This is a genomic window from Lentimicrobium saccharophilum, assembly GCF_001192835.1.
Classification (GTDB): domain Bacteria; phylum Bacteroidota; class Bacteroidia; order Bacteroidales; family Lentimicrobiaceae; genus Lentimicrobium; species Lentimicrobium saccharophilum.
Genome location: NZ_DF968183.1, coordinates 1,362,667 through 1,376,621, shown reverse-complemented (window position 1 = coordinate 1,376,621; position 13,955 = coordinate 1,362,667). Strand labels below are relative to the sequence as shown.

General features: G+C 50.0%; 8 protein-coding genes. 4 read left to right on the top strand and 4 right to left on the bottom strand.

Annotated features, from left to right (window positions below):
• The coding region (locus TBC1_RS17330) for a T9SS type B sorting domain-containing protein (protein WP_172668933.1) at positions 1-3,855 on the top strand (3,855 nt) is incomplete at its 5' end.
• Positions 3,856-3,935: 80 nt separating this feature from the next.
• On the opposite strand, the gene TBC1_RS17325 is transcribed toward TBC1_RS17330, so the two are convergent.
• On the bottom strand, positions 3,936-4,646 hold the full coding sequence (locus tag TBC1_RS17325) for a YebC/PmpR family DNA-binding transcriptional regulator (RefSeq protein ID WP_062045519.1): 711 nt from the start codon (positions 4,644-4,646) through the stop codon (positions 3,936-3,938).
• A 400-nt stretch (positions 4,647-5,046) separates the two neighbouring features.
• Positions 5,047-5,250: a dodecin family protein gene (locus TBC1_RS17320; RefSeq protein ID WP_062045698.1), complete on the bottom strand. Its 204-nt coding sequence runs from the start codon at positions 5,248-5,250 to the stop codon at positions 5,047-5,049.
• A 468-nt stretch (positions 5,251-5,718) separates the two neighbouring features.
• On the opposite strand from TBC1_RS17320, the gene TBC1_RS17315 reads away from it, so the two are divergent.
• A complete protein-coding gene (locus tag TBC1_RS17315; RefSeq protein ID WP_082189689.1) occupies positions 5,719-6,864 on the top strand; it encodes an amidohydrolase in 1,146 nt (381 codons plus the stop codon).
• 117 nt (positions 6,865-6,981) lie between these two features.
• On the opposite strand, the gene TBC1_RS17310 is transcribed toward TBC1_RS17315, so the two are convergent.
• Together TBC1_RS17310 and TBC1_RS17305 are read right to left on the bottom strand one after the other, a co-directional pair.
• Positions 6,982-7,983 carry an MlaD family protein gene (locus tag TBC1_RS17310; protein WP_062045515.1) on the bottom strand — a complete coding sequence of 334 codons (1,002 nt, stop codon included), beginning with the start codon at positions 7,981-7,983 and terminating at the stop codon, positions 6,982-6,984.
• 17 nt (positions 7,984-8,000) lie between these two features.
• Entirely contained in the window at positions 8,001-9,209 is a 1,209-nt protein-coding gene (locus TBC1_RS17305; protein ID WP_062045513.1) for an N-acetylmuramoyl-L-alanine amidase family protein, read from the bottom strand.
• Between the two features lie 190 nt (positions 9,210-9,399).
• Between TBC1_RS17305 and TBC1_RS17300 the strand changes: the two genes are divergently transcribed.
• On the top strand, positions 9,400-12,042 hold the full coding sequence (locus TBC1_RS17300) for a putative LPS assembly protein LptD (RefSeq protein ID WP_062045512.1): 2,643 nt from the start codon (positions 9,400-9,402) through the stop codon (positions 12,040-12,042).
• A gap of 88 nt (positions 12,043-12,130) precedes the next feature.
• Positions 12,131-13,906 carry a chloride channel protein gene (locus TBC1_RS17295; RefSeq protein WP_062045510.1) on the top strand — a complete coding sequence of 592 codons (1,776 nt, stop codon included), beginning with the start codon at positions 12,131-12,133 and terminating at the stop codon, positions 13,904-13,906.
• Positions 13,907-13,955: the final 49 nt, after the last annotated feature.

Here is a 13,955-nt window from a genome sequence, read left to right as displayed (position 1 = left end):
ATTGTGGTGCGCGATGCCGCCCTTTGCGCGACCTTCTGGCCGGATGAAGTGATCATCAACAATACCGGCGGTGCGGAGATCACGGAAGTCATTTCCACCGACGCCAACTGCGGCAGCAACGACGGAACCATCACCATCACGGCCACCGGCGGCACGGCGCCCCTGGAATACAGCATTGACGGCGGCTTAAGCTGGTCGGCAACAAATGTCTTTACCGGACTGATTCCGGGCAACTACAATATTGTGGTGCGCGATGCCGCCCTTTGCGCAACCCTCTGGCCTGATGAAGTGATTATCAATAATATTGGCGGCGCGGAGATTACGGAAGTAGTTGCCACCGACGCCAGCTGCGGCAACAACGATGGTACAATTACTATTACGGCCACCGGCGGCACAGCTCCCCTGGAATACAGTATTGACGGCGGCTTGAACTGGTCGTTAACGAATGTCTTTACCGGACTTATTCCGGGCACCTACAACATTGTGGTGCGCGATGCCGCCCTTTGCGCGACGATATGGCCGGATGAGGTGATTATCAACAATACCGGCGGCGCGGAGATCACGGAAGTTATTGCCACCAACGCCAACTGCGGCAGCAACGACGGAACCATCACCATTACAGCCAGCGGCGGCACGGCTCCCATGGAATACAGTATTGACGGCGGTTTGAGCTGGTCGGCAGTGAATGTCTTTACCGGACTTATTCCGGGTACCTACAATATTGTGGTGCGCGATGCCGCCCTTTGCGAGACGATATGGCCGGATGAAGTGATTATCAACAATACCGGCGGCGCGGAGATTACTGAAGTCATTGCCACTGACGCTACCTGTGGCAACAACGACGGTACCATCACCATCACAGCCGCCGGCGGTACGGCTCCGCTGGAATACAGTATTGACGGCGGCTTGAGCTGGTCGGCATTGAATGTCTTTACCGGACTGCTTCCGGGCACCTACAGTATTGTGGTGCGCGATGCCGCCCTTTGCGCGACCCTCTGGCCGGATGAGGTGATTATCAACAATACCGGCGGCGCGGAGATCACGGAAGTTATTTCCACCGACGCTACCTGCGGCAACAACGACGGAACCATCACCATTACGGCCACCGGCGGCACGGCTCCGCTGGAATACAGCATTGACGGTGGTTTGAACTTGTCGGCGGTGAATGTCTTTACCGGACTTATTCCGGGCACCTACAATATTGTGGTGCGCGATGCCGCCCTTTGCGCGACCTTCTGGCCGGATGAAGTGATCATCAACAATACCGGCGGTGCGGAGATCACGGAAGTCATTTCCACCGACGCCAACTGCGGCAGCAACGATGGCACGATCACCATTACAGCCACCGGCGGCACGGCTCCCCTGGAATACAGCATCGACGGCGGTTTGAGCTGGTCTTCGGTGAATATCTTTACCGGACTTATTCCGGGCACCTACAACATTGTGGTGCGCGATGCCGCCCTTTGCGCGACCCTCTGGCCGGATGAGGTGATCATCAACAATACCGGCGGCGCGGAGATCACGGAAGTGATTGCCACCAACGCCAACTGCGGCAACAACGACGGAACCATCACCATCACGGCCACCGGCGGCACGGCTCCCCTGGAATACAGCATCGACGGCGGTTTGAGCTGGTCGGCATTGAATGTCTTTACCGGACTTATTCCGGGCACCTACAACATTGTGGTGCGCGATGCCGCCCTTTGCGAGACGATATGGCCGGATGAGGTGATTATCAACAATGCCGGCGGCGCGGAGATCACGGAAGTCATTTCCACCGACGCCAACTGCGGCAGCAACGATGGCACGATCACCATTACAGCCACCGGCGGCACGGCTCCCCTGGAATACAGTATTGACGGCGGCTTGAGCTGGTCGGCATTGAATGTCTTTACCGGACTTATTCCGGGCACCTACAACATTGTGGTGCGCGATGCCGCCCTTTGCGCGACCCTCTGGCCGGATGAGGTGATCATCAACAATACCGGCGGTGCGGAGATCACGGAAGTTATTGCCACCGATGCAAACTGCGGCAGCAACGACGGAACCATCACCATCACGGCCACCGGCGGCACGGCTCCGCTGGAATACAGCATCGACGGCGGTTTGAACTGGTCGGCGGTGAATGTCTTTACCGGCCTGACCCCGGGCACCTACAACATTGTGGTGCGCGATGCCGCCCTCTGCGAAACCCTCTGGCCTGATGAAATCCTTATCAACAATGCCGGCGGCGTTACCATCACCGGTGTGATGGTAACCGATGGCACCTGCGGAGAGGCCAGTGGCTCCATCAGCATTACTGCTGTGGGAAATATGCTGCAGTTCAGCATTACCAATGGTGCAAGCTGGCAGGATGATCCCTTCTTCGGAAACCTTTCAGCCGGAAGTTATACGGTTCAGGTCATGGATGCATTCAATTGTATAGCCGTATGGCCGGATGCGCTTATCATTCAGAGTGAGCCGGGACCGGTAATTGTAAATCTTGAAATCATTGATGCCACTAACGGACAGGCTAACGGGGAAGTGAACATTGTTGCAAACGGAGGCCTTGAGCCATTGGAATATCAGGTGGATAACCTTGGTTGGCAGCCTGTTTCCCAATTCAGTGGTCTGGCTGTAGGTGCACATACTGCCTGGGTCAGGGATGCAAATGGTTGTATTGATTCCCGGATGTTTATTGTGGGCAATGTCCTGGTCAACGAAGTGGAAGTATCTGCAGATACCGTTGAGTATTGTTTGAATTTCCCGGTGGTAATTCCTGTGGATGCGGAGAATTTTGTGGATATTGTGGAATTTACAGTGGTTATCCAGTTTGATCCCGCGGTACTCTCATTTGTGAATCTGATCAACATCCATCCGGGCCTTGCCGGTGGCGTGTTTAGTTATTCTTTATCGCAAACGCTTGATACGCTTAGTATCCGTTATTCCATTGCCAATAACTCGGCAACAGTACCTGCCAATGCTGAGTTGTTCGGGCTGAATTTTGCCGCGCTTGCTCCGGGCAACAGTGAGATCAACTGGATATCAAGCCAGAGTGTGATTTATGCTTCGGCCGGATATGCGGTTCCCAGGCTGTTGATCAACGGACGCGCATTGATTTTCCCTGCACCGGACATCCTGGCTGATGGGGCGGGTACATTCTGCGAGGGCGATTCCATCATGCTGGATATTACATCCAACGATGCGCAGGAGCTTGCATACCTGTGGACCGGACCTTCCGGATTCAGCAGCACGCTTCAGGATCTGGAATTCCCCAGCCTGCGCCTCTCCGATGCAGGCACCTATACGCTGATTGCTACCAACAGCGATGGCTGTCCGCAGACCATCCCGATGACACTTGAAGTGAATCCGAAACCATGGCTGAATCTTGCGGAGGCCGACACCCTGTGTGCCGGTACACCGCATCTGCTGGATGCAGGTCCTGGCTACGAGTCCTATCTGTGGCAGGACGGCAGTGTAATTCAGTCACGCACCGAATCGGATGCAGGGATTTACACGGTGCAGGTGGTGAATTCTTATGGTTGTACCGGAGAATCTACCGTTTGGCTGATCCCCTGCTCGCTGGAGCTGATTATGCCCAATGCCTTCACACCCAACGGTGATGGCCGCAACGATGTTTTCCGTCCGGTGCTGCTGGGAGATGTTACACCTTCGAGGTTCTTTATGCAGATATACAACAGCTGGGGTGAACTGATTTATGAAACCAATGACTATGGCGCAGGTTGGGATGGAACCGTTAAAGGATCACCTGCGCCTTCAAGCGTATATGTTTATGTGATCACCTTTGAAGTTCCCGGTTACATCAATACTACAACCGTAAACCCGGTAAGGGGATCCATCTCATTGATCCGTTAGTCCTGAAACAGGATGATAGCACCATAAAAAATGCCGGACAATTTCCGGCATTTTTTATGGTTCATCGGCATATCATATGATCACCGCATATTGTGGAATACGTTGGTGACGTCGTCGTCGTCTTCCATACGTTCCAGCATTTTATCCACATCGGCCTGCTCTTCCGGGGTAAGCGATTTTGTGTCGTTGGGGATGCGCTCAAAGGCAAAAGTTTTGATTTCGAAATGGTTTTCCTCCAGATATTTCTGAATCGGACCGAATGAGGCAAAATCGGCATATATCAGGATTTCCCCTTCATCCACGAAAATTTCTTCCACACCGTAGTCGATGAGTTCAAGCTCAAGTTCTTCAATTTCGATGCCCTCTTTCATGGCCACCTTAAAGGAGCACTTACGTTCGAAAAGGAAGTCGAGCATGCCCATGGTACCGAGGCTGCCGCCATTGCGGGTAAAGTAGCTGCGCACATTGCCGACGGTACGGGTAGGATTATCGGTGGCAGTTTCAACCACCACGGCGATTCCGTGAGGCCCGTAACCTTCATAAACAACCTCCTTGTAATCTGCAGAATCTTTTGAAACAGCCCGTTTAATGGCCCGTTCAACATTCTCTTTGGGCATATTTTCGCTCTTGGCATTCTGGATCAGCAGCCTGAGCTTTGGGTTCATGGAGGGATCCGGTCCGCCGGCTTTTACGGCCATTTCAATGTCCTTACCCAGCCGGGTGAATACCCTTGCCATATTTCCCCAGCGCTTCATCTTGCGTGCTTTGCGGAATTCAAATGCTCTTCCCATAGGATTGATGTTGAATGGTAAATATTTTGTGGGTGCAAATTTAAAATGATTCGGTGAATTATCGGAAACGAATCATTTAAGATTTCATTTTGGCAGGATCTGGCATAGTCATCACCCTGGCCCGTATTAAAACCGGTTAGCGCGGACGTCCCGTCCGTTCTTCAAACCCTGCTGGTTCGGAACTGGATATCAGCACCAGCTGTAGAATCCACCTGACAGGTTTTCTTCCAACCTGTCAGGTGTAAAAGAGGCGAAAGTATGTGCTAGACCAGATTATACCCTCCTCCAAAAGGTGGGATAATTCCGGGGATAAGGACGTTCGCGCTGACCGGAGTCTATGAAAAGGCCTGACAAGGATGATAATGGTCATCCCTGCCAGGCCCCGCATTTTTGCAGACGCTTAGTCCATTACTTCAAAAGTGATTTTACAATTTACCCTGAATTCGGTAATCTTGTTTGATTTTACCACCGCGCTCATATCCTGGATGTAAACGGATGAGATGCCTTTCAGGGACTTCGATGCAGTATCCACTGCTTTTTTTGCTGCGTCTTCCCAGCTCACTTCCGAGGAGGCCAGGATTTCAATAACTTTTAATACTGCCATGTGATTTGATTTTAGGTTAAACAATAAATGAAAAACCGGTTTGTCCGGTTGATCACTGATCTCCGTTGACCCCAAAGAGTAATTAATTGATTCTGCTGGTATGCTGATTGTCCCGGAATCCAATAAAATTTCAGAGTTTTCAGTTTACCAGACTTTGATTTTCTGTGGCTGAAGAAAAGCCCGATTTCAAAATTCCGGGCCGGATCAGTGATGATGTCGCCGGATAACCTGAAACTCAAATATACAAAAAAAAACGGACAGAATCCAGTGCCGGACTTTGATAAATGTGGGGGACCACATGGAATTTACATTTAAAGCACCAGTTAGCGCGGACATCTTGTCAGCGCTTCGTATACAAAACCAGCTGCCAGTTTGTGTCATATCGTGCCGGGAACGCTTTGTTTATATAGTATCTAAACTGAGCTATTGGTTCATTTGCATGGATAGTGCTTTTATCTTTGCAGTGATATGAAAAAGATGATTGATCCGCTGATTGCCTTACGGCATGAGTTGCATCGTACCCCGGAATTGTCGGGGCAGGAAAAGGAAACGGCACGACGCATACGCGATTTCCTTAGTCCGTTGAAACCTGAGCAGTTGTTAACAATGGTGGGTGGACATGGGGTGGTGGCGATATTCGACAGCGGCACTCCCGGGCCGGAGGTGTGGTTCAGGGCTGATACGGATGCCTTGCCGGTAAATGAAACCACGCAACTGGACTATGCCTCGGGAAATCCGGGTGTTTCACACAAGTGTGGCCACGACGGGCATACGGCCATACTTGCCGGCCTGGCAGAGTATATTGCCTTGCACCGGCCCACGAAAGGGCGGGTACTGCTGTTGTTTCAGCCTGCCGAAGAGACGGGTCAGGGAGCGGCTGCCATGTTAAAGGCGCTTAAGGCTTTGGGTTTCAGTCCGGAGTATGCTTTTGCCCTTCACAACCTGCCAGGCTATCCCCTTAATTCGGTGATTGTCAGAAATGGAACTTTTGCAGCAGCATCGCGCGGGATGGTCATCAGGTTGAAGGGTAGGACTTCGCATGCCTCAGAACCCGAGAAAGGGATGAGCCCGGCGGCTGTAATGGCGCGCCTTATGGTTGACCTGCCCGGTTTGTCAAACAACGGTGACCTGAAAGGATACCGGGATTTTGTGCTGCTGACCCTGATTTATGGTAACCTGGGGTCTCCGGCATTTGGCACATCGCCCGGCGAGGCCGTATTAATGGCCACCTTGCGTGCCTATCAGAACGGGGATATGGAACTGCTCAGCAACACTGCGGCTGAACTCGTCCGCCGGCACTCGGATGCCGCCGCCATGGGCTGCGAAATCAGTTTTACCGAAGAATTCCCGGCAACAATGAACCATCCGGAAGCAGTTCAGTTTGTATCCGATGCCGCCCGCTCACTGGGTTTGCCGCTGATTGAGGCCGGGCTGCCATTCCGCTGGAGCGAGGATTTTGCCCATTTTGCCATGGAAAGCAAGGCCGCTTTGTTCGGCATCGGGTCCGGAACGGATCACCCCGCCCTGCATCATCCCGATTACGATTTTCCCGATAAACTGATCCCGACTGCACTTAAACTCTGGAAAGACATTTATCAGCGGTTGCAGGAATAGAATTCAGCCATACAATCACCTGTCATAGCTGATCCCGGAACCGGATTTCAGAAAAAGTGGTCTGAGTCCGGGTGTCGAATATCAATATGCTTTTTCCGTAAATGGAGAAAAAATAAATTATTCAGCAGGTGGCTGATAGGGATTCTTCCTGGGATTGCGGCCAAAAACGGAGACATGCACATAGCGTTCGGGATGGAGTCGCATATCTTCGAGCAGTAATTTTAACTCCCTCGATGAAGCTTCCAGCTCGTTATACATCTTGTCGTTGTTGATAAGCTGACCGACTGTCCCTTCTCCTTTTTCGATTCCGGCAACTATTTTTTCCAGGTTTTCAATGGAATTTGTAAGTTTCGAAAGGGTTGCCGAAATATTTGAGCGGGCGATGGTGTCGCTGATGCTGGCGGTATTGGAAAGTATCCTGTTGAAATTATCCCCGTTCTGCTTCAGGTTGGCACTGATGGATTCAATGTTGTCGATAATCCGGGCCAGTTTAATCTTCTGGCTTTCAACCAGCGTATCCACGGAGAGCGTGGCATTTTCAAGACTGGCCATGGTATTCCTTAAACTTTCTACTGTTCCGGTCAGGTTGTCGCGTGTCTGTTTGTTGAAAATCTCACTCAGTACATTCAGCACAGTATCAAAGGAAGTGATCAGGTTTTCGGTTTTACGCATAATGGGCTCTACCATATCATTTACCTCATCCTGAAGGCTTTGCTGCATCTGCCCGATCAGGGTATCCCCTGATTCGGCAAATTCAGGTGAATCGCCGGGAATAATCTGTATCCTTCTGGTGCCCAACAGGTCGGAACTGTAGATGCGGGCTGCTGAGTTGCGCGGAATCGGAATATCGTTCGACATAAATAACTCAACAACCACCCTGCCCGGCTGTTGCGGATGAAAATACATCCGGCTCACCTGGCCGACTTCTAGCCCGTTGATGGTAATGGCATTGGCAGTCATCATTCCGGCAACATTGTCATAAACGGCGTAAAAAGTGCGTTGCCTTTTGAACACATCCCTGCCTTTCAGGAAGTTGTAGCTCCAGATGAATGCTGCAAGCGTTACGAGCGTAAGCAGGCCGACCCGTATTTCTCTTGAAAATTTAAAATGTTTCATCATTATCAGTGCAAAGATAGTCAGTTTTTCAGTTGTTTCCTGGCTTCATCAATGCTAATTCGCTCCCCGTTGATGAAAGCGATGACAAATGAATCCCTGTAGCCTTTTTTATCAAGTTCCTTTTTTATTTTCATCGCATCTTCCGGGGTTCGTTCGTTGCCTGCCGTGTATTTGTACATCCCCTGGTGATAATAGCAGCCCACTTCTTTAATTCCGTTAAATTCGGGTGAAGTGAGGCGTTTCTCGGTTTTGGTGATCATGAACTGTACTTTAAATACCGGCAGCCCTGTTGCGGTGGTCTGATCCGTTGCCTGGCCTGTTGTTGAAGATGATGCACCGCCGTCGGAACTGCCACCACTGCTATTGGCAGGTTCAGCGGAACCTTCTGCCGAAGCTGTTTCATCATAACGGGCAGGCGGGATTTTCCCCACAGCATGTTTATAATCCTTAACAGCCCTGAAAATCGCCTGTGCAATCTTGTTTTGTCCGCTTTCGGAGGCAAGCAGTTTTTCTTCATTCGCGTTGCTGATAAAGCCTGCTTCAATCAGTACCGAAGGCATGGTCGTTTTATAAAGTACCAGGAATCCTGCCTGTTTTACGCCCCGGTCGTAGAGCTTCACATGATCCCTGAAATGGCCCTGAACGCGTGAAGCAAGGTCGAGTCCCTGATCCAGAAAGGCGTTCTGCAGCATTGAGAAGAAGATATATCCTTCCGGTGATCTGGGGTCAAAGCCTTCATACTGAACATGATAGTCATCCTCGAGCAGGATGGAGGCATTTTCAAGCTGGGCTACTGCCAGGTTGGCATCGCTGCGGTGAAGGCCCATGACGTAAGTTTCGGAACCGTAGGGGGTTGTTGATTTGTTCGCATTGCAGTGAATGGAGATAAAGAGGTCGGCCTTGGCTTCATTGGCAATGCGGGCCCGACGGTGCAATTCCACAAAGACATCGGTTTTGCGGGTATAAATTACCTCCACATCTTTCAGGTGTTCTTTGATGAGATTGCCTGTTTTAAGGGCTATGGACAAGGTGATATCCTTTTCTTTCGAGTACTTGCCGACAGCCCCGGGGTCGTGCCCCCCATGTCCGGCATCAATCACAACCCGCTGCACCTTCTGGGCCCAAAGAGAAGGTGTAGAAACGAAAACGCCTGTAAACAGAATAAAAATTAGAATAATACGTTTAAACACCATCACAATTTTCGTTAGTTTTGACCCCCGGTTCTCCATGTGGTATTACAAGCTTTGCCGCAGCGTAAGTGGTTTATTATTAACTGGTAATAAAAGAAGCATTTCGCAGCGTTTTACAATAGAAACAAAATTGCAGCCGGTTTATTGCGGGTAAAAGCCCTGATTTAACACACAAATTTAGCATTAATTGAGATACACAGCATATAAAATATGGCCAGATTTACCGGTTATGCTGCTGCTCATACCTGCTATAGTCTGTGTTTTTCTGCTGAAACCTCTTAATGCCGGCGCTCAGGAAGTTGAAGCCGGCCTGCCGGCGAACGACTCGGTAAGGATCGTGCTTGACTCAATCAACTGGCGCACAGGGCAGCCTCCCGACACCCTTCAGGATATCACCGGCAAGCCTCAAAAGAAAAGTTCCATCAGCAGCAAGGTTGAATACAGCGCCACAGACTCCATCAGTCTGGACCTTGAATCACAAAAGGTTTACCTTTATCGCGATGCCGATATCAAATATGAAAAAATTCACCAGAAGGCCGCTTTTATCGAGATTGACTTCAATACAAATATGCTGAGGGCGCGGCCTTTAAAAGACTCGCTGGGAAAGGATTACGGGAAGCCGGAATTCATTGAAGGAGACCAATCGTTTGTTTCGGAAGAGATCAATTACAATTTTAAGTCAACCAAGGGGCTGATTAAAAATGTGATTACCAGGGAAGGAGAAGGGTACCTGCACGGGGAGGTGGTGAAAAAACTGGAGGCCAACGTGAGCAATATGCGGCATGGAGCCTATACCACCTGCAACCTCGATCATCCTCATTTCAGTATTCAGTTTACAAAGGCCAAAGTAATTCCGAATAACAAAATTGTGACAGGGCCGGCTTTTCTTACCATTGAAGATGTGCCCCTTCCGCTGGTGCTGCCGTTCGGACTTTTTCCCAACAAGCGGGGGCAGACGTCGGGTGTCAGGATTCCCACTTACGGTGAGTCGGCCAACCGCGGATTTTACCTCGAAAACGGCGGCTATTATTTTGGCATCAACGATTATATGGAACTTTACCTGTTGGGTGATATCTATTCACGGGGAAGCTGGGCGCTCAAACCGCAGTTTAATTACCGCAAACGCTACAAATTCAACGGTTCTTTCAATTTCAGCTATGCCATCAACACCGAAGGCATCAGGGAGACCAGCAGTTTCAAGCGCAACCGCGACTTCAGGGTGGCATGGAACCACAGCCAGGACCCCAGGGCAAGACCCAAATCTAGGTTCAGCGCCAATGTTAACTTTGTTTCAAGTCAGTACAATAAATACAATCCTACCACCACCCAGGATTTGCTGACCAATACTTTCCAGTCGAGCATTAGTTACCAGACAGCCCTTTTCAGGGATAAAATTTCCTTCACGTCGGCCCTCAGTCATAGTCAGAACACCTCCAACAAAATGGTGAACCTTACTTTGCCAAGCATTTCGGTATCGGCAAACCGTTTTTACCCGCTGCGGAAGCCGGGTAAAACGACCAACCTGAAGTGGTATGACAACATCAGCGTCAACTACTCGATGTCGGCCCGCAATGAGGTAAATGTTCCGGATACCATGTTGTTCAAGCCTCAGATGTACGATGCTTTCCGCAACGGTATGCAACATAAAATCCCTGTCAGTTCAAGTGTAAAGATCCTGAAATACTTTACCCTGAGCAATACGTTCGACTTTACGGAGCGCTGGTACAGCAGGAGTATCGCCAAATCATGGGTAAACGACACACTGTGGAGCGGCGAAAACTATAAGGTCGGTTACATTCAGACCGACACCCTTGATGGATTTAAGGCCGGGCGCGACTTCAGCTTTACTTCCTCGCTGAATACCACCCTTTACGGGATGCTGCAGTTTAAAAAAGGACCCTTAAGGGCCATCAGGCATGTGGCCAGGCCTTCCGTTTCCATGTCGATGCGGCCCGATTTCGGAAAGTCATCATTCGGATATTACCGGGAGGTTCAGTCCGATACACTGGGTAATGTACAGCGGTATTCTGTCTTTGGCAGCGGATCCGATTATGCGCCGCTGTATGGTTCACCGCCCGACGGGCGATCCGGGAGGGTGAGTTTCAGCATCGGTAACAACCTGGAGATGAAGGTGCGTTCGAAGAGTGATACGGTTACCGGGATGAAGAAGGTGATGCTGATAGAGAGTTTTAATATCGGCACATCCTACGATCTTGCCAGGGATTCGCTGCAGTGGTCGGTGGTGAATATCAGCGCAAGAACAACCCTTTTCAAGAAACTGCAGATTCAGTATTCCAGTATATGGGATCCTTATGTGATCAGCGAAACCGGCCGCAGGCTGAACCAGTTTGAATGGGATAAAAACCGCCGTCTGCTGAGGCGCGACAATACTGCCTGGAACTTCTCATTGCGGTATGATTTTGCTTCAGGCAAGAAAAAAAGTCAGGCGCCGCGGACAGCCGGCACCGAAGAAGCTCAGAGCGAACTCGAGCAATTTCAGCAGAACCCGCAGAACTATATCGACTGGAACAATCCCTGGAACCTGGGCCTTACCTATAACCTGAACTATACCGGCCGGAACCTGCCGGCCACCGGGACGGTCAAGAGTGAAGTGGTGCAAACGCTGGGTTTCAACGGGGATGTCAGCATCACGTCCAAATGGAAATTTTCCATGCAATCGGGATGGGATTTTAAACTGAACAAGCTTGCCCATACGTCCGTAAATGTTTATCGTGATCTTCATTGCTGGGAGATGCGTTTTAACTGGATTCCCATCGGATACTACAAGAGCTGGAACTTTTATATCAAGGTAAAGGCCAGTGTGTTGCAGGACCTGAAGCTGAACCGCAAGAAGGACTTCAGGGATAATTAGAAGCCAGTGTAATTTCCCGGACCTTTTGTCCGGCTATTTTTACCCGGTACGTTTTCTGCACAGCCTAATTTTCCTATATTTGCCTCCTATGATCATAACCGGATTATTGATAAGGGTAAGCAAGTGGAGGGTAAAGCATATCAGCCACCGCAACTTCGTGCTTATCCTCAGTCTGGTAATCGGACTGGTGAGCGGGCTGGCTGCCATTCTGCTCAAGAACACTGTTTATTACACACATTATTTTCTGACACGCGGATTTGATGCGGAGAGCGGCAACCTGTTATACCTGGCTTATCCGTTGTTTGGTATTGCATTAACAGTTCTTTTCGTGCGTTATGTCGTCAGAGATGATATATCCCATGGGGTGAGTCGCATCCTTTATGCCATTTCGAAAAACAACAGTCATTTAAAAGTACATAACAATTATTCTTCTCTGATTTCCAGTACTATAACGGTCGGTTTTGGCGGATCGGTGGGATTGGAGGCGCCCATTGTGCTGACCGGGGCTTCTATAGGCTCAAACCTTGCCCGGGTGATGCGCATGGATTACCGCACCATCACCCTGATGATCGGCTGTGGTGCCGCCGGCGCCATCGCAGGTATTTTCAAAGCTCCCATTGCCGCGGTGATCTTTGCACTGGAAGTGCTGATGCTCGACCTGACCATGGCCTCCCTGATCCCTTTGCTGATTTCAGCAGTCACCGGTGCCACCATCTCTTCTTTCCTTATGGGAAGCGCAGTCATCTTTTCCTTTTCCGTTAATGATCCCTTCAGCCTTGGGAATATTCCTTTTTACATTATCCTGGGCATGGTCACCGGCCTGGTTTCGCTTTACTTCAATCGTGCAAATTCTTTTATCGAGTCGCGCATCGAGGCCATCAAACGGCCGGTTATCCGCATGCTTGCAGGTGGCCTGGCGCTGAGCCTGCTGATTTTCCTGTTACCCCCGCTTTATGGAGAAGGATATGAGGTGCTTACTGATATTCTGAACGGAAGGGGCGATGAAATTGTGAACAACTCGTTTTTCTATCCTTTTCGTGAGAATCATTGGCTTTTCCTGGGATTTCTGCTGCTGGTCATGTTCTTTAAGGTTATTGCCATGGCCTGTACCACAGGCGGAGGCGGCATAGGGGGTGTTTTTGCACCTTCCCTGTTTATGGGCGGAGTTACCGGTTTCTTTACCGCACGGTTTATCAATCAGCTGGGCTTCGGACATTTGCCCGAAAGCAATTTCGCCCTTGCCGGGATGGCCGGCGTGATGGCTGCAGTGATGCATGCCCCCCTTACTGCAATATTCCTGATAGCGGAAATTACCGGAGGGTACGGGTTTTTTATCCCATTGATCATTACTTCAACCATTTCTTACCTGACCATCAATCTTTACGAACCGCATGGCATCTATACCAAACAACTGGCTGCAAGGGGAGAACTGATTACACATGATAAGGATAAAGCAGTACTCTCCCGGCTCAGCATTCACAAGCTTATAGAAACCAATTTCCTGACCATAGGCCCGGATGCCAGTCTCGGCGACCTGGTAAAGGTGATCGCCCGTTCCGAAAGAAATGTATTCCCGGTGATTGATCAGGAAAATAACTTCCTGGGCGTGGTTTTTATCAATGAAATCAGGGATATCATGTTCAACCATGAGTTATACAATACGACTTTTGTCCGCAACCTGATGTATATGCCTGAACCGCTGATAAGTATCAATGAAACAATGGAAGAAGTGGCAGGGAAATTCAGCGAGAGTGCGCATTATAACCTGCCGGTGCTTAACGATGGCAAATACGTGGGTTTTGTTTCGAGGGCGAATGTTTTTTCGGCTTATCGAAAGCTGGTAAAGGAATATTCACAGGATTAGCGGACAAGGCGGTACAAGGAAGCGTTTTTCTTTGATGGCCGGTAAGCCC